14 protein-coding genes and 5 pseudogenes are annotated in these 16,176 nt (G+C 58.5%); 8 read left to right on the top strand and 11 right to left on the bottom strand.

The window, feature by feature from the left end; genetic code table 11:
- Nucleotides 1-177 precede the first annotated feature (177 nt).
- The 3 genes and pseudogenes from V1278_RS12800 to V1278_RS12790 all read left to right on the top strand — a co-directional run.
- Nucleotides 178-369: pseudogene (locus tag V1278_RS12800) on the top strand (aldo/keto reductase); the annotation flags it as partial.
- A gap of 53 nt (nt 370-422) precedes the next feature.
- A pseudogene (locus V1278_RS12795) lies at nt 423-620 on the top strand (DUF3313 domain-containing protein); the annotation flags it as partial.
- Between the two features lie 398 nt (nt 621-1,018).
- Nucleotides 1,019-1,576: a YciE/YciF ferroxidase family protein gene (locus V1278_RS12790; RefSeq protein WP_334380967.1), complete on the top strand. Its 558-nt coding sequence runs from the start codon at nt 1,019-1,021 to the stop codon at nt 1,574-1,576.
- A 230-nt stretch (nt 1,577-1,806) separates the two neighbouring features.
- On the opposite strand, the gene V1278_RS12785 is transcribed toward V1278_RS12790, so the two are convergent.
- The 3 genes from V1278_RS12785 to V1278_RS12775 form a co-directional block, all read right to left on the bottom strand.
- Nucleotides 1,807-2,439, bottom strand: coding sequence for a YihY/virulence factor BrkB family protein (locus V1278_RS12785; RefSeq protein WP_334380966.1), 633 nt, complete (start codon nt 2,437-2,439; stop codon nt 1,807-1,809).
- Nucleotides 2,440-2,468: 29 nt separating this feature from the next.
- Nucleotides 2,469-2,732, bottom strand: coding sequence for a hypothetical protein (locus V1278_RS12780; protein ID WP_334380965.1), 264 nt, complete (start codon nt 2,730-2,732; stop codon nt 2,469-2,471).
- Between the two features lie 450 nt (nt 2,733-3,182).
- On the bottom strand, nt 3,183-3,965 hold the full coding sequence (locus V1278_RS12775) for a DUF1236 domain-containing protein (RefSeq protein WP_334380964.1): 783 nt from the start codon (nt 3,963-3,965) through the stop codon (nt 3,183-3,185).
- 174 nt (nt 3,966-4,139) lie between these two features.
- Between V1278_RS12775 and V1278_RS12770 the strand changes: the two genes are divergently transcribed.
- A complete protein-coding gene (locus tag V1278_RS12770; protein WP_334380963.1) occupies nt 4,140-4,304 on the top strand; it encodes a DUF3309 family protein in 165 nt (54 codons plus the stop codon).
- 175 nt (nt 4,305-4,479) lie between these two features.
- Here the strand turns inward: V1278_RS12770 and V1278_RS12765 are convergent.
- A pseudogene (locus V1278_RS12765) lies at nt 4,480-4,581 on the bottom strand (CsbD family protein); the annotation flags it as partial.
- Between the two features lie 842 nt (nt 4,582-5,423).
- Here V1278_RS12765 and V1278_RS12760 point away from each other — a divergent pair.
- The 3 genes from V1278_RS12760 to V1278_RS12750 all read left to right on the top strand — a co-directional run bounded on the left by V1278_RS12760 (nt 5,424) and on the right by V1278_RS12750 (nt 9,992).
- A complete protein-coding gene (locus V1278_RS12760) occupies nt 5,424-6,971 on the top strand; it encodes an FAD-dependent oxidoreductase (RefSeq protein ID WP_334384167.1) in 1,548 nt (515 codons plus the stop codon).
- A gap of 442 nt (nt 6,972-7,413) precedes the next feature.
- The gene (locus tag V1278_RS12755) at nt 7,414-8,859 is read left to right on the top strand and encodes a glycosyltransferase (protein ID WP_334380962.1); all 1,446 of its coding nucleotides are present in this window, start codon (nt 7,414-7,416) and stop codon (nt 8,857-8,859) included.
- Between the two features lie 32 nt (nt 8,860-8,891).
- Entirely contained in the window at nt 8,892-9,992 is a 1,101-nt protein-coding gene (locus tag V1278_RS12750) for a glycosyltransferase family 4 protein (RefSeq protein WP_334380961.1), read from the top strand.
- A gap of 139 nt (nt 9,993-10,131) precedes the next feature.
- Here V1278_RS12750 and V1278_RS12745 read toward each other — a convergent pair whose 3' ends face one another.
- The 4 genes and pseudogenes from V1278_RS12745 to V1278_RS12730 form a co-directional block, all read right to left on the bottom strand.
- Nucleotides 10,132-10,386, bottom strand: a complete 255-nt coding sequence (locus V1278_RS12745) for a CsbD family protein (RefSeq protein ID WP_334380960.1) — start codon at nt 10,384-10,386, stop codon at nt 10,132-10,134.
- Between the two features lie 515 nt (nt 10,387-10,901).
- Nucleotides 10,902-11,645, bottom strand: coding sequence for a hypothetical protein (locus tag V1278_RS12740; RefSeq protein ID WP_334380959.1), 744 nt, complete (start codon nt 11,643-11,645; stop codon nt 10,902-10,904).
- 330 nt (nt 11,646-11,975) lie between these two features.
- Nucleotides 11,976-12,648 (bottom strand): annotated as a pseudogene (locus V1278_RS12735) (SIR2 family protein); the annotation flags it as partial.
- 269 nt (nt 12,649-12,917) lie between these two features.
- Complete coding sequence (locus V1278_RS12730) at nt 12,918-13,205, bottom strand: hypothetical protein (protein ID WP_334380958.1); 288 nt, start codon at nt 13,203-13,205, stop codon at nt 12,918-12,920.
- Between the two features lie 225 nt (nt 13,206-13,430).
- On the opposite strand from V1278_RS12730, the pseudogene V1278_RS12725 reads away from it, so the two are divergent.
- Nucleotides 13,431-13,523 (top strand): annotated as a pseudogene (locus tag V1278_RS12725) (SOS response-associated peptidase); the annotation flags it as partial.
- Nucleotides 13,524-13,941: 418 nt separating this feature from the next.
- Here V1278_RS12725 and V1278_RS12720 read toward each other — a convergent pair.
- From V1278_RS12720 to V1278_RS12715, 3 genes are all read right to left on the bottom strand, one after another.
- Nucleotides 13,942-14,163, bottom strand: coding sequence for a hypothetical protein (locus V1278_RS12720; protein WP_334380957.1), 222 nt, complete (start codon nt 14,161-14,163; stop codon nt 13,942-13,944).
- A gap of 388 nt (nt 14,164-14,551) precedes the next feature.
- Nucleotides 14,552-14,740 (bottom strand): ATP dependent DNA ligase, encoded by a 189-nt coding sequence (locus tag V1278_RS36930; RefSeq protein WP_442894648.1) that lies wholly within the window; start codon nt 14,738-14,740, stop codon nt 14,552-14,554.
- Nucleotides 14,741-15,295: 555 nt separating this feature from the next.
- Nucleotides 15,296-15,763: an MAPEG family protein gene (locus V1278_RS12715; RefSeq protein WP_334380956.1), complete on the bottom strand. Its 468-nt coding sequence runs from the start codon at nt 15,761-15,763 to the stop codon at nt 15,296-15,298.
- Nucleotides 15,764-16,176 lie beyond the last annotated feature (413 nt).

Genomic DNA, 16,176 nt, shown 5'->3' with positions numbered 1-16,176 from the left:
ACGCGAAAACCGACGACGGAAACGGGTACCGTTGTCGGCCTCGTCAATCACAATACTGGCAGCGTCCGAGTCCTGTTCGATGGTTTAAGAACAGCCAAGAGTTTGCACTGGACCTACATCGAGTCGCTATGCGAGCGGGCAGATTAATTCAGCCCCTTCTTTCCTCTCGGTGGTGGAATGACGACCATCGACGGCGGCCGCCTGGCGCGGGTTGCGAGCCGGCACGGAGCAACCACCAGTCAGATTGCCTTGGCCTGGTTGCTGGCTCTCTCGCCGGCAATGATCGCAATTCCCGGCACCGGGTCCATTGCTCACTTGGAAGAAAACACCGCCGCCGGCGACGTCGTCCTCACGAAAGAAGACCGAGCCGACCTTGCCTCGATGAGCCCGTCATCCCTGATCAAGCCGCTGGACGCTTCCACGCGGCACCGACTGACCCTGCGGCGGCGGGGGCATCCAAGGTGGCCTCTGTGGTGCCGTCCATCCTCCTCCCCTGAGTACCCGTACCCACTCCACGCATTCCCATCGGATTGGGGAGCCTGTCGGTGGAGGCTGAGGCCCGGAACCAGCGCGGCAACCAGAAGGCCGCCATGGTATGGGGACGCGGAGCGAATTCCTTCAATGGAGGAAATGCCCTTGAGCCGCCATAAGGCGCCGCCGTCGGCTCACCCATTTCGCCGGCCTCGGATCCAGTCGAAATCACGACGCCGCGGGAGACGTTGCAGATGCGGCAGATACTGATGGCCGAAGGCGCATCGAAGCGCAACGAGCTGCGGTAGTGGCCAGACGCTTGGTCGATTTCAAACCACGTTTTGTCATCCTTGTCATGGCTAATGGTACGCTGACGATGCAACCGAACGTCTGAGGCCGTCCCTGGATTGGCTTCTGGAATAGGGTTGCCGTTACCCTATCAGGCCCGCTCGAACAGCGGATCACTTCGAACCCAATTGGAACCTTCGACGTCACGCAACATTGATCAAGGGGACAGGGACTTCCAAATGCGGCGACAGGAGAAGTTATGGCAAAACGAGCGAAGAAGCGAAGATCGGCGGCGCGTCGCACGAGTCGGCCGCAGAAAAAGCTGAGCGATCTTTTCCACGAGATGCTCAAGGACATCTACTTCACTGAAAATAAGATCATCAAGACATTGCCCAAGATGACGAAGGCGGCGCAGTCCAAGGATTTGGCTGCAGCTTTTAATAAACACCTTCGGGAGACCCAAGGTCAGGTCAAACGTCTGGACCGCGTCTTTCGTATTATCGGCAAGCCGGCCCGCGGAAAGCCCTGCGAGGCGATCAACGGCATCGCTGATGAGGGTGCGGAAATCATGAAGGAGTTTCGTGGGATGCCTGCTCTCGACGCCGGACTTGTCGCTGCCGCCCAAGCGGTCGAGCACTACGAAATTTCCCGCTACGGCACCCTTCGTACCTGGGCTGAACAGCTTGGCATGTCCGACGCCGCACGTCTATTTCAGGAGACGCTGGATGAGGAGGAAGCAACCGACAAGGCGCTGACCGAGCTTGCGACGTCAGTGATCAACCTCGAAGCGGAGCAAGAGCAAGCGGAGGCCGCCTGACCTGAGGAGCCCGCGAATCACGGGGTGCCAAGGCTGGATACATTGGCCCTCCGACGCCGCGCCGGCTTGGTGTCTTGCAGCAAGGATGCCGTGGAACGACCGCGTTCAGCTATGTTGGACAGGCGAACACACTGACGTTTCCGGCTAGCGGAATCCATGGCGACGATACTGGCTTGGCTGCTGTTCGCATGTATGAGCACTTCGCCGGATGCTCGGATCGAGTGGCGCGTTCAATTGGCACGCCGCGCCGTTTTATCTGCCCGCCAGTTCTGCGCCGGTCCAACGGTATCGGCCATACGAGCACCACGAGCTCCCATTGGTTCGGCCACTCCCGTCGTCGTGTCGCGTGCGGTCTGGTGCTCCATTTCGGCGTTGAGTTCGGCCCCGATTAGGATCACGATCGCAGACAACCAGATCCAGGTCACGAACCCGATGACCGCGCCCAGGGAGCCGTAGGTCCGATTGAAGCTCCCGAAATTCGCAGCGTACCATGAGAACAGCATGGAGACCGCAATCCACGCAAAAGCGGCGAAGGCGCTCCCCCACGTGATCCACTGCCATCGCGGTTTCTCGCGGGATGGTGCGTAGCGATAAGCGAACGCAAGCGCCAACGTGAGAACGGCGAACAGTACCGGCCAGCGACCGGCCCACACAAGAAATTCTGTCAACTCCGACAGGCCCAGATACTTGAGTGCGGACGGCAGAACGACCAAAACGGCGATGGCCACGAGCGCGAAGACGATGCCGGCCGCGGTGAACGCAAGCGAGATGGCGTTCAGCTTGATGAGGCTTCGCGCCTCTGTTTCGGCGTAGACGATGTTGAGGGTGTCGAAGACCGACTTCATCGCCGCGTTCGCGCTCAACAGGGATACGGCAAGCCCGACGATGAAGGTTAGCCCGAGCGCGCCGCCACGCTGGGATGTGACCCAGTGAGTTCGTCCCGGATGACGTCGATCGCGCCGCCTGGCAGCAAACCCGACAGCTTTTCCAGATGAATGGTGAGCGTTGCGGGGTCCGAGAACAGCCCATAGACGGCGACCAGGGCCGCGATGGCAGGAATATTGCCAGCAGAGTGTAGAACGTCACGCCGGCGGACAGAGCAATGATCCTGTGTTCCGAGATGTTGTGCAAAACCCGGAGCAGAATGTCCTTCCATCCGCGCGCCGAAATCTTCGAGGGCTCGCTTGCCAGACGGCCGCGCCCTTCATCCGATGCCGGAGGCCGTAGCGTATGATCGATTGGTAGTGGCGAAAGCCGCCGCGGTGACACGAACGACCAGGGTGTCGAAGGTCCTGGCGCCCAACGGTCGCGCGGCGCCGTCTCCTGTCAGAAGTCTCACGCGGCGGATCGCGCGCAAGAAGTACAGGCCGAAGCCGACGCCCGTCGCGATGAGGCGCCGGAACAACCCTCCTGCATAACATCGTTTGTCGCCGTCCTAGCAGGCAAACAAAACGGCCCCACCGCCTCGGGGAGCGCTGAGGCCGTTTTGCATGTGTCCGGTATCCTCCAGACGCCAGCACAATTCGGGATCATTGCCACTTGTTCCCGATCGGTCAGCCTTGAGCAGGCATTCTGCCCGCCCAGAACTCGCAGCCAACCGTCGGACTTAGGCCTCCAGAACCGCCACGATCTCGTAGGTCTCGGGATCCACGATCACGATCTGCTCCTTGATGAGGATGTACTTATACCTGCGCCATTCCGGATAGATCGTCACCACTCGCTCCGGCAGCGTGTGGAAGGTCACGTCGCGCGGCACCTTAGTGCCGACCGAAATCGAGAAGTTCACGTTCGTCACCGGCTGAACGCGGGTCTCCTTGATCGCGCTGGTGATCTGGGTGCGTTGCTCGGTCGAGAGCTTCGCGGCGGCGCCAGCCTGGCCTGTCGTGGTGGCCTCCTTGCCCGCGGCTCCGCCCTGCGTCTGAGTCTGCATACGGTCTTCCTTGCCCTGGGCCTTCTGGTCCTTCTGAGGCGTAGTCTGCTCGCGGCCTTGGGTCGTGCTCTGATCACGCTGCTGCGTCGTGCTCCTATCGCGGTCTTGGTCACGTTGGGTCGTGCCCTGGCCGGTCGTCTGCTCACGATCACCCTTTTGTTCGGCCTTCATGCCGCCGCGGTCCTCCTTGCCTTCGGCTTTCATGCCCTTGTCTTCGCGGCCTTCCGCCTTCATGTCCTTGCCGCCCTTCATCTGGCCTTCGGCGCCCTGGCTCTTCTCAGCGCCCATCGACTTCTGTTCAGACTTCATGTCGGACTTTTGTTCTGCCGCGCCACTCTGCTGCGTTGCGGCACCGCCCGACGGTGATTCACGGCCCATCCCAGTTCCCTGCGCATTGGCGAAACCGGTCCCAGCGATCAGAGACGCCGCAGCGACCGAGATCAAAAAACGCTTAGTCATGGAAATCCTCCTCCACAGTTTGCACTGCCCTCGGCGATTAACGAAAAGGAGATTATGACGTTCCTTGGGTGCGTCCCATGCTCGAAATCCCTAGCGCCCCCACATGCGTTGAAACAAAGGTTCCAGCATTGGCTTATCTCTCCGTCTGGCGCACATGCGGAATGGAGAAAGTCCATGTCGATCAGTACGGTCATTCTGATTATTCTTGTGATTGTGTTGTTGGGTGGCTTTAGCGGCATCGGCGGCGGCCCATTTTATGGGACCGGCTACTACGGCGGCGGTGGATTGGGGCTCGTAATCATTGTCCTGCTGATTTTAATTCTGCTGGGCAGAATCTGAATCGTTTCGCGCAGCCCCTTTTGCAGTTTACCGGCACGGACAGGTTGCCCGGATTCCTGGAGCACATTTTGTTTGTCCGCCTGCCAAGTCCGGTTGCAGCAAAAACCGCCTTTGCAGTGTGGCAAGGCGGTTTTAAGGACACCGAGCGAGTTCGCGTTTGTCCTAGACGCGAGGTTCAGGGCAATGTCGAAAAACAATCATCAACATCCTTACGGGCTTGATCATTGGCGCAGCCGTAGCGCTTTTGCAGCCGACCTGCGAGCTCATCGCGCCGGCCGTACCCGCCGCAGCCCGCGAATGGCTGCAATCGGGAAATGGGTGCGTCCGGAGGAGGAGGATTACCTACCTTCCGGCGCCCTCGATTCCATCTCGAGCCGATCAGCATCCACATTCGCAACCACGGCCGCTGTTGCAGTGACGGCAAGGAGAGTCACGATTGCGAAAGCAAACCCGTTAATCCACTGGTATCCGCCATTTGGGCCCTCGTGGCGATAACTGGCCTTGCCCCAGTGAAGTTTCAATCGTGGCGAAACCCCATTGAAAAGCATGTTGGAGTGACGCTGTGAGACCGCCTGCCATGAGACTAGCTATCGCGAACAGCGTCCATTCTGGTCGGGCGCTGCGAGCAGCGAGACGGTTCAGAGCCTCTGCCAAGTTTGCCATCCTCCTTTCACCACCTCTCAGATCCTAGTCGTGCTAGATAGGAGGCCGCAGCATCTCAGTTCTTCAGGATCACTTTCAGCAGCTCTCCATTTTCCACTTAGGTTCCTCTCAAGCGAGCAACGCGTCAACCATCGTTGTGCGTTGCCAAATGCAAGGACCAAGTTCGATCCAAACAGCAAGCTTCAGCGGTAATTCTGAACTCCAAATATCCGTTCTAATTTCAATTCGATGGTCGGTTAAAAGTTGCCGCTTTTTCCCGATGTTGTTGATGTTTCTGAACACGGAACCTCGAATTTGCGCGCTTTGCCCGATGCTCAGCCTCGTGGCCGACCGGCACCTCGTCTACGGCTTCTTGACGAATCGCCGAACTCGGTCGTCGAGCCGATCCATCCGAATGCCATGCCCCAGAGGAACCCTCGTCCGACGCCATCGTTTTCTTCTTTTGAGGACAGCGTCATGAACGTACTGGACGAGCACAGCCGGTCCATCTGGATGGATATCCCGATCGCCCAAGCTCCGGCACTTTCGAGTGCGGCACGCGCCGACGTCGCCGTGATCGGCTCCGGAATTGCCGGGCTATCCGCGGCTTATGAGCTTGCCAACCGCGGGCGTTCTGTTGTGGTGCTGGACCGCGGCAAGATCGGCAGCGGCATGACCGCGCGCACTACCGCTCATCTGGCGTCGGCGCTCGACGACGACTACAAGGAACTGGTCGGCGTGCGGGGCCAGGACTGCGCCCGGCTTTGCTACCAGAGCGTCGCAGCCGCGATCGATCGCGCCGAGGCTATTCAGTCGACCGAAAACATCGATTGTGATTTTCGGCGATTGGACGGCTACCGGGTGCTGGCGCCGGGCACGCCCGCATCCCACTTGGACGAGGAATTTGATTGCTGCACCAAGCTCGGGATTCCTGTCGAGGACTGCAGGACACCGACGCCGCTCCACGTTGAAGGCATTGTGCGGTCCTTGCGCTTTCCGCGACAGGCGCGTTTCCATCCCACGAAATATCTCGCCGGGCTCGCAACCGTGCTGCAGCGTCGCGGTGCGCGGCTCTATGCTGACACCTGTGTCAAGAGCATCGATCAACAGCAGGGCGAGATTGTCGTAAAGACCATGTCCGGGCACGACGTCCGCGCGACCGACGTGGTAGTCGCAACAAATTCGCCTGTTAACGTGCGCGTGGCGATCCATACCCAGCAGGCACCTTACCGAACCTATGTGATTGCGGCGAAGAATCCGGCCGGCACGCTCGCGGATGCGCTCTACTGGGACACGCTCGACCCCTACCACTATGTCCGTCTGCAGCCGTTCTCTGACGAGGACGATCTCGCGATCATCGGCGGAGAAGACCACAAGTCCGGCGAAGCGGACGATGGCGAGCAACGCTTTGCCGCTCTTGAGCGCTGGGCGCGCGACCGGCTGCCAAACTTGCGCGAGGTGACTCACCGCTGGTCCGGCCAGGTTCTGGAACCGGTAGATTTTCTAGGTTTCATTGGTCACAGCGCCGACGAAGAACACATCTTCCTCGTCAGCGGCGATTCCGGACAAGGCATTACGAACGGGCTGGTCGCCGGCATTTTGATTAGGGACCTGATTACGACCGGATCGAGTCCCTGGGAACGGGTATATTCGCCGTCTCGAAAACTCCAAAAGAACATCGGCGAGTTCATCAGCGAGAACATTACGGCGCTGAAGAATTTCGCCGAGTACCTGACAGCCACCGAGATCGCATCCGTCGAACGGCTTCGGCCGGGAGAAGGCCGCCTCGTCCGCAGCGGGCTAAAAAAGATAGCGGCTTGCCGGGACCGCGGGGGCGCGCTGCATTTGCATTCCGCAAGTTGCACCCATCTCGGTTGCGTGGTGCACTGGAATTCCCTGGAGCAATGCTGGGATTGCCCCTGCCACGGCTCGCAATTTGCGCCCGATGGGACTGCCCTCAATGGACCGGCCGTTTCGCCGCTTGCCGGCATCCAGCCGCCGGTCAAGCACGAAGCGGCCGAATAGCGCGGCCGACTACGAGTCCGAATCGACGTCACTCTCGCCAGCTCTCGATCGGTGCGCGGTGCGGCCTTGGCTTGCAGAGGACAAGCATGGCTTCGGCGACCCTCTTCGGGTCCCCTTGGAGCGTGACCCGCAGCCTGACGTCGCGGCAACTCACGTTGCCTTCGGACGTTTTGTACTTCCCCGAGCATCCGAGGTTCAACGGTAACGGATATCGCCAATTGGAACCTTGTCGATGCGGCGCTCGCGCGATTCGCGATCGACTGAGTTCAAAGTCGCAGCCAATCGCATGCGCATTGTTTCACCGAGCGGTATGCACGCTGCGGCGGATCTCGATTTGGTCGGGGTCGCGCCTTAGTCGCCGCAAGCTGTGAGCGCCAAGCTCAAGCTATCGGCGATCCGGTTCAACGTTTCGAGCAGCTCCATTACCCGTCCAATAAGCACGATGAACAAACGTTCATCTAGTTCAGATGCTCGACCGACCTCCGGCCGGCGCAACTTCCGGGAGGTTTCGGACTTATTGCGATGGGAAAAAGCGGAAGAAGCGTTCGGGAGGGACGCTCATCAACTTTGCTGTGCCGTTGCAAGTTTACGGCAACCCCGACGAGGCCGCGTTCCCGCTCTCGAGAACTGCAAAGGTGACCCTTCGATGTCCATACTCACCTCCGCCGTTCAACGGTCCAGCCTCGGGCTTCATACGCTCGAACAGTACGAGCCGCTCATCGGCACTGCGACGATCGAGCGCATAGCAGCGAAGGCCGATCGGGTACGCACGATGCGCGTGGCCCATATCAGTTCGACGTTCTACGGCGGAGGCGTCACCGAACTGCTCACGCCGCTCACCCTTATGATGAATGCGACCGGCATCGAGACCGACTGGCATTTGATTCAGGGAACGCCGGGCTTCTTTGGCTGTACGAAGAAACTGCACAATACGCTGCAGGGCACCAGCTCGGAGTTTTCCGACGCTGAAAAGGCGATCTATGAACAGGTCGTGTTCGAAAATGCCACGCGGCTTCATCTCGACGAGTGCGATGCGGTCATCGTGCATGATCCCCAACCTCTGCCGCTCATCACGCATTTTTCCGATCGGGAAACGCCGTGGCTCTGGCAATGTCACGTCGATCTGTCGTCGCCGCACGTCCCGGTTTGGGCCTATCTGCGTCAATTCATCGAGCAATATAACGCAGCGGTCTTCTCGCTACCCGAATACGGCCAGGATCTTCAGGTCGGACAGCATTTCGTCACCCCGGCGATTGATCCGTTCTCGGCGAAGAACCGGGAGATGTCCGACCGCGAGAGACGAGAATTCCTGGGCAACTACAAAATTCCGACAGATCGTCCCTTGGTGGCGCAGATTTCCAGGTTCGATCGGTGGAAGGACCCGATGGGCGTGATTGAGGCCTTCCGCAAGGCTAGAGAGCAGGTCGACTGCACGCTCGTGCTCGTCGGCAATAATGCCTCCGATGATCCCGAGGGCGGAAAAATCCTCGAGACGATCGAGAGCGTCGCCGATGACGGCATCATTGTTCTCAGCGTCGACGATCCAACGCTGGTGAACGCGCTGCAGCGCTCTGCCGCCGTGGTGCTGCAGAAGTCGATCCGCGAAGGCTTTGGTCTCACGGTCGCCGAGGCAATGTGGAAGGGCGCCGCCGTCATCGGCGGCGACGTCGGAGGCATCCGGCACCAAATCAAGGACGGATGGAACGGATTTCTGGTGAGCACACCCGATCAGGCGGCGGCGAGAATGGTCGAGCTCTTGAAGAATCCGAACCTGCGGGAGGAGCTCGGTGCGCGTGCGAAAGAAAGTGTGCGGCAGAACTTTTTGATGAGCCGACTATTAGAGGATTGGCTCGACCTGCTGTCCAAATACGAACGGCCGGTGGTTTGACGGTTTGGTTCGATCTCGATGGTAGAAAGCCCATGCGGATTGCCCAGATAGCGCCTCTGGCCGAAAGCGTCCCTCCCAAGCTTTACGGCGGCACCGAGCGCGTGGTGGCATGGCTGATCGATGAGCTGGTGAGCCTGGGGCACGAGGTGACGCTGTTTGCCAGCGGGGACTCGGTAACGTCAGCCCGGCTTCATGCCGTTTGGCCTCGGGCTCTTCGCCTTGGCCGCCCGCGGACCGACCCGATGGTTGCCCAGGCGGCGTTATTGGAAGCGGTAGCCCGCACTGCGAATGAGTTCGATGTCATTCACGCGCACATCGATTGGCTGCACCTGCCGCTCCTGAGCCGGCTTGGCGTTCCGTTTCTGACCACCTGCCATGGGCGCATGGACTTGCCTGGCTTTCCGGAGGTGGTCCGCAGCTTTCCCGATGCGCCGTTCGTTTCGATATCGGATAATCAGCGCATTCCGTTAAGCGAGGCCAACTGGATCGGCACCATTTATCATGGCTTGCCGGCCGACCTGTTTCGGCCTTCATTCGAGACCGGCTCCTACCTTGCTTTCCTGGGCCGGCTGACGGCGGAGAAAGGACCGGAAGCCGCCATCCGGATCGCACGCGCCGCCAAAATGCCGCTTCGTATCGCCGCAAAGGTGCCGCGCGGGGATAGAAGCTACTTCAAGGAACAACTCGAGCCGCAGATCGATGGCGAGCGGGTCCAGCTCACCGGTGAGGTCAATGATGACGCGAAGCGGCAGTTTCTGGCGGGCGCGGCGGCGCTATTGTTTCCGATCGATTGGCCGGAGCCGTTCGGGCTCGTCATGATCGAGGCCATGGCGTGCGGCACGCCTGTCATCGCGTTCAAATCAGGCTCCGTGCCCGAAGTCATCGACAACGGCATTACCGGCTTTGTCGTTGCGGACGAAGCAGAAGCGGTCGAAGCGATCGGAAGACTTTCCGAGCTCGATCGAAGTCAGGTGCGCAGGCAGTTCGAGAAGAGGTTTACCGCCAGGCGCATGGCGCAGGAATATCTTCGCCACTACAAGGCCTTGGTCCAATCGAATGCCGGCGAAGTTCATACCGGTCTCAGGTCCACCTTGCCTAAAGGTTCAGTGCCCGATCGCCCTGTGGCTCCGTAGCGATCCCGGCGATTCCAAACCGGCGCCCACAGGGCCTCAGCGCACTTTCGACTCGTGGCACTTTTCCCGCTCCAGCATCAGCTTTCCGATTTCAATTTGTATTGGGTATTGCTGGCGGCCGCATTGGCCGCCAAGCCATTTAGCGCGTGTGCCCAAAGCAGGAAATTACATTGAACGACGAACGCCTACTGCCAGAGGTTTGGCGATCGTACCAATCGTTGATCTCCCTCTCCGCCTGGTCTTTGGCATAGCCATAACGTTGCTGAAGACGGCCTGCGAGCTGATCTTGCTTGCCTGCAATGACATCGAGATCATCGTCGGTTAGCTTGCCCCATTGCTCCTTTATCTTGCCTCGGACCTGCTTCCAGTTTCCTTCGACGCGATTCCAATCCATGGTCGGCTCCTTCGAACTGATTGAATTCATTAACGGCATTTTTGAACGTTCGTTCCTCGTCTGTGAGTGTCGGTGCCGACAGAGTTCGAGAAGCGCACGGCCGGTAACTGAGGCTACCTTCCCGGCCTTCTAAGGCTTGGATCGCCAGAGCGGAAATCTGCGCCGGATCATGGACACCAGTTTGCACGAGCTTGATGATCTTCGTGGCCATCCCGTTTGAGGGGCGGTCCTTAACGCCTAAGGTATTCGGCGCTTGCTCACAAGCTGCTATGATGCGACTGGCCGCTGTCCCAACGGGCAGTTTCTAAGTAATGCGATAATGGCCATTCTGATGGACCTGTTTTAACTCAAGGCCGGCGAAGCTAGCCATCTTCAATTTGCTTGCTCAGGCCACGCTTCATTATCAGCGGCCTTGCAATGCCACCAGCTTATCGGAATGGACGGCAGACCCTAGCGACTGCGCAGCAAATTGCATACTTTTCCCGGGTAAACACAAAACCCGCGCACTGCACCACTTACGTAACAGGTCGTGCCGCTTCTTTGACAGCCTGACTTGTAGTTGCCATTCCGGCCGCATAGGCGGCTCCGGCGCCCAGCAGCAGCGCACAGAAGCTCGCAAACATGGCGTAGGCAAAGTGTTTGCGGGCCTCCTCGATCTGAGCTTGCGTCGGAGACCTAGCCGTTGCGCCGACAGTCTCGCGCCCGGGAACACCAGCCAGATACGTAACGCGGGCGCTTGCCGCGTATGAGGGACCCACCAGATTGCTTGCAATGCTGGTTGCAGAAGCTGGAAGCAAGGCGGCCGCCGTGACCACGACGACAGTTGCTACTGACCAGGCGGCCAAGGCATGTCCGACCCGGCCAAGATCCGTCTGATCGGGCGAGTTGGCCGCAGCAACTGCGCCACCAACAAAAGCGGCGATGATGCCGGAGACCGCCCACCATACGAACGCTGCCCAGCTAGCACCGGCAGGTGCAGCCTGCGCAGTTGGGACATCAATTGCCAGCAAACCGATGCCGAAGCCTAACATGGTCAACAGAATTTGGACCACTAACGAGGCAAAAACGCCAGCCAGCACGGCCGACCATGTCCAACCAAAAAAGGCGTTAGGTATTGTGCGAGAGGCCATGATGATACCTCCTTCAGAAGATGATCCCGATTTCCCAACGCACCGGTCAAACCCGAGTTCCTGCGCGGAACCGCTGGTGTTCTCCGGTTGTTGAGAGTCTGCAGAAACACTATGGAAGGAGCGGATCATGACATTTGGTAGAGGCGCCCTGCTGTGGCTTCTTGGCATTCCTCTTCCCGTCATCCTGCTGCTTGCGTTGTTCTGGCGTTAGCCGCAATCGGTGAGGTTGAGCCGAAGACAAAGAATGAATTCCAGCATGGCCTCATGCTTGAGAAGCTGCCGCGCATTGCTGCGGGCGACGACGCACCGCCCCGGGCTTTGCAGGCATCAGCCGATCAGCCAGGAACAGCTTGTGAGGAAAGCCTTCAGTAACGAACGCGTACATGCGAAAGCCAGGCGGTGGAATTTTGAGCGGTCCTGAGGATCCAAGGCGGCGATAGGTGCCGAAACGCGCTGCTGTCAGGAGGCGTGAGTTCTAGCTTGGATCTCCGCAAGGAACGCCACTAGCGCATCATCCACGCAGGCTCCGCTTTCGGGTGTCAAAAGTGTAATTCCCCAGTGGGCGAGCAACGCCTCCTGCAGGGGGTTCGACGAGGGGCATGAAGACGAACGACTGGGGGCGATGATTTTTGTGACCTGATTTTTCCCAAGTCCGCCAAATGCCATGTAGCAGGAGGCGGATATTGGGATCCGACATGCTACACCCAATGAACAGGATGGTGCGGCCCAAGGCGTCCGCGCGAAACTTGATGTCCATAGGAGAATCGAAGGATAATCGATCGAGAAAATTGGTCTCGGTAAGCACCAGTGACGCGTCGTCATCAAAGTCGCCATGGTACTTTATGATGTGTGTCACGTCGTCCGCCGCGTCTGCCATCTGCTTCGCATTTGCGATCTTTGCATAGGCTTTATTGTGGACTTCGAAAGCTGTTTCGAGGTTCCGGTCATAGCTGGTCGTATAAATAGCGGGAAAGTCGAGCTCGACAATGAGTTTATGAAGCTGCGACGCCGAGACGCGGTCTGGCGCAACTTTCCAATTTCGATCCAGCCAGCTTCGCAAAGGACCCAAGCCCCCTTGCTTCAGCCGATAGAATTCGGCCAACATTTGATAGCCATCGTTCATTCCGTCGCAAGTCTTTGTGCCGAGATAAAGCTGCAACAAAATGCCGGATCGCCTGATCACGTCGATGACGCGGACGGGGTTGCCCTCGTCAATGAAATCATCGAGGCACTCGGGCAGTAGCGTCCATTGCCCACGATCGGCCTCCTCAACGAAGCGCCTCATCGATCCCCCCTAGAATCACGGGAGAATCATAACAGCGGCACGGCGTTTTCACACAGGGTCATAAGCGGGCATCCAAAGCACCGAAGCCGAAGTCCGCTTCACCTTGCACTGCGGCCTCACCGCTCCTCATCAGGATGCACCCACTTGTAAGGCTTGATCTCTCGCTGCTCAGTCAACTTGATCATGCGAACCGGCGGCTTGCAACGGCGCGTTCCGCACGATCGGCAGCGGAACGAAGGCTCCAGCTTCCAGATCGGCGTATCACACGCCCTGCGGATAGCATCCAACGGCAGGCTCGCCGTCGTCTTGCATCGGCAGCACTCGATCTCCAGCCAGCCGTAACCGCCGTTCAGGCATTGGCCGATCGTTGGAGACGGCTGGGCCGGGCCGCCATAGCCTTCCATGCGGACCGACCACGCTTCTGCCTCGGCTCGGTCGGCGGCGCGGGTGGCTTTCCTTCCTTTTGGCGCGCCGTTTGGGCGCGCATATCCGCGCCCAGCCCATGGCCGCCCCAATCACTTCACGTTTCTTGGTGCTCATGGCTGGCAATTACAGCGGCTTGGCCGAGCTGAGCAACTTTACTAGTCTTTGGGGCAAGGAACGGATTTGGGACGCTATAAGTACGGCCCGTGTGTAACCTTTATTCCATCACGACCAACCAAGAAGCCATCCGCGCCCTCTTTCGCGTGATCAACCGCTTCGTCGGCAGCCTGCCTCCGATGCGGCTGCGCAACATCCGAACGGAATGGACTAATCGGCATCTCCCTCGCCCCCGCGCTGCCATTCTTCAGCACGATCAGCGATCTTGTCATATTCCTCCGCAACCCGCAGCATTCGCCGAATCTGTCTAGGATCGTAGTATCGCTTCGCCTTCACGCGCGTCGCTTCTGCGCGGTCTCGCCAGTACTTCGGCTCTTTGATTGGGTCACGCATTCATCGGATAAATCAATACCCGGTACGGCGTTCCTAAACATGTGTATCGCGCCAAACACCTATAACTCACAGATTGTTAGTAATTAGAACAAGGCGGTGAGACTTCTATCCGAACGCATAGCGAAGCGATGCGGCGATGCTGGTCGACAACAGGCTTCCGCTTGATAGCTCGAGCGTGGAACCACCCTGTGGCACGACATCAGGATTTTACGGGATGCCGATTTCCTTGATCGCCTGAGCAGAGATGTCGGCCGGCTCGCGGATGCCAGTCTGCGCGACCTCGATGATTTTCTTGGCGAGAAGTTCAGCCAGCGGATCGCCTCGGTCAACGATGCCAATGGCGCGCAATGCTTGCTCATAGGCGGTCGTCAAGCGGTGGATCTCTTCCGGCCCCATCGGCATATTTTGCAACAGGCGATAAATCGGCATCGGGCTCCCCGGCAGCTTTTGGTAAAGCATCATACCACGGGAACTTGTGGCGGGAACAAGTGGCAATCGACCCACGTTTATCGATGAGGGCAGTCTGATAAGGAGGAGGCGTAAATGCCAGTTCTACTGCCATGGGCCGTCCCGACCGTCATCGTTGTTGGCGGCGTCGGATACTATTTACTTCGTGCTGTTCACTAGTGGAATTCGGATACTAGTTACTTCGTGCTGTTCACTAGTGGAATTACGAGAGGGAGGCTCACGTCAGGCTCCTCAAGCCCATCCGCACTGACACGGCATGCCCGCCCCACACTGGCAACCCAGCTCGTCGCTCCAAGCCCGCTTGGGATGATTTTCGCAAACCCATCCTACCCCAAAGCAGGTGCGGCAATTAGGATTGATCCTTCCGAGAAAGTCCTTTGAACGAACTGGCACGTAGTAAGCCTTCCGATGTGATGTCTCGGTACTCAACGTCGGCAAAGAATTTCGGTTCGTCCCATGTCGCCTTCGGCTTCCTGATGGCTTGGTTAGTTTTGACTTCGGGCTCACAAGAGTATCGAGCTACTTTCTGATCGAGGATCGAACTTGTTTCGCTACCGAAGCTAGCGACGGGAGTTGCAATTGAAGAGGCGCCTGCTGCGGGTAAGTGACAAACCTGCCAAACTAAGACATCGCCAGACGCTGTGTTTCAAACACTGTTTCAAGCACATACTTTCATCGAACTACATCTGAGAGTCCAAAAGCGAGCCGACACCTGAACGCCCATCGGTATGTTGATGGTACGCAACTGGGGGGCGGAGACGCGACCGTGTTGGAAGTGTTGATTACCAAGCGAAGCCTGACAAGGTGGGAATGGCGAGTCTGTGACCGCTACGGCGCGACGATTATGGGCGGGTTTGAAACCACCCGACCAGCGGCCAAATACAGGGGTAACCGGGCGCTATTTCTCCTGTTATCTACCCGCTGGATGTTACGGTGATCGCTCAACGTCGCGGCCCAGAGCGCGAAACAGCGTTCGCTGGCCGGGCAGTTAAGGGACATCCCATTTCCACTCGCAGTGGACCGTTTTACTTCCAGAAACCGGACATGAGCGACCTTTCCGCTCATGCCAGCCATGGGCCAATAGCTGCCGACGTCATGGATGCAAGGCAACAAAGAGCGTCCAACAACTCATAAAGATTAAGATCAGAGAACCCACCGTCCAGAGTGTCGCGCGTGTATCGTGAGTCCTTGCTGTAAAATAGGCTGCGAAATGTAAAAGCCGCGAAACGACGTAGCCATACAGAAGCCATTGGGCGAGCGCTACTGATGGCTCGGTCAGGATGAAGAGGAATCCAGCAACCAGGAAGAACGGCAGGTTTTCTAGATCGTTTAGCTGAATTCGCCGGATGCGATCCACGTATTCATTGGGTGCCAGTTGTTCGGAGCTTGGATTGGGGTTGAGGATCGTCTTCTTGATGTCCTCGGGCGAGCGAAACCCGGCCTTTACCTGCATCATCCGAACAACCGTCAACCAAGACATCATGACGGCTTTGAGAATCATTATGCAGGCAGCGACCGCATAGGTACTGAAAAGCGGATTGTGAAAGCTGAGCTTGTCCATAGCGCTTGCCTTCGCGTTCTGGCGATCCCCGATCATTCAATCACACGAAGACGCGGGTCGGCTAGAGGCTGAATGTCCGATCAGGGTCAAACGCGTCATTTCGACAGTGCGCCGATAACTTCCGATCTACCCCGATAAGCAGACATTTTCAGTGTCCGTCGGCATGTCTTAAAGGTGCCATCGCGCGCTTGGCTTGACTGTGCCTGTGTCGCGAGGGTCAATGTGCTCCGCGACGTGGCTGACGAAAGCAGACCGTGAAAGATGCAGGCTCTTGAAGATCGCCTGTGGCTGCACGATAATCTGTCTCCTGGACGGCGCGTCGCTCCGCAGCCCGCGCGAGGATGCCGGAGGCATCCGGTAGAGCCTAAATGACCGCAACGATCCGCTCGACCACGCCTCATGTGCCGACCTCA

The organism is Bradyrhizobium sp. AZCC 1577 (genome assembly GCF_036924575.1).
GTDB lineage: Bacteria > Pseudomonadota > Alphaproteobacteria > Rhizobiales > Xanthobacteraceae > Bradyrhizobium.
Note: the sequence above shows the minus strand (reverse complement) of the source record. Positions and strands in the feature narration are given on the sequence as shown.

Coding starts and splice junctions, on each gene's coding strand:
- V1278_RS12790 (WP_334380967.1), top strand. CDS start 1,019: ATGGCAAAACGAGCGAAGAAGCGAAGATCGGCGGCGCGTCGCACGAGT.
- V1278_RS12780 (WP_334380965.1), bottom strand. CDS start 2,732: ATGGAAGGACATTCTGCTCCGGGTTTTGCACAACATCTCGGAACACAG.
- V1278_RS12775 (WP_334380964.1), bottom strand. CDS start 3,965: ATGACTAAGCGTTTTTTGATCTCGGTCGCTGCGGCGTCTCTGATCGCT.
- V1278_RS12770 (WP_334380963.1), top strand. CDS start 4,140: ATGTCGATCAGTACGGTCATTCTGATTATTCTTGTGATTGTGTTGTTG.
- V1278_RS12760 (WP_334384167.1), top strand. CDS start 5,424: ATGAACGTACTGGACGAGCACAGCCGGTCCATCTGGATGGATATCCCG.
- V1278_RS12755 (WP_334380962.1), top strand. CDS start 7,414: ATGAACAAACGTTCATCTAGTTCAGATGCTCGACCGACCTCCGGCCGG.
- V1278_RS12750 (WP_334380961.1), top strand. CDS start 8,892: ATGCGGATTGCCCAGATAGCGCCTCTGGCCGAAAGCGTCCCTCCCAAG.
- V1278_RS12745 (WP_334380960.1), bottom strand. CDS start 10,386: ATGGATTGGAATCGCGTCGAAGGAAACTGGAAGCAGGTCCGAGGCAAG.
- V1278_RS12740 (WP_334380959.1), bottom strand. CDS start 11,645: ATGATCCGCTCCTTCCATAGTGTTTCTGCAGACTCTCAACAACCGGAG.
- V1278_RS12730 (WP_334380958.1), bottom strand. CDS start 13,205: ATGGAAGGCTATGGCGGCCCGGCCCAGCCGTCTCCAACGATCGGCCAA.
- V1278_RS12720 (WP_334380957.1), bottom strand. CDS start 14,163: ATGCCGATTTATCGCCTGTTGCAAAATATGCCGATGGGGCCGGAAGAG.
- V1278_RS12715 (WP_334380956.1), bottom strand. CDS start 15,763: ATGGACAAGCTCAGCTTTCACAATCCGCTTTTCAGTACCTATGCGGTC.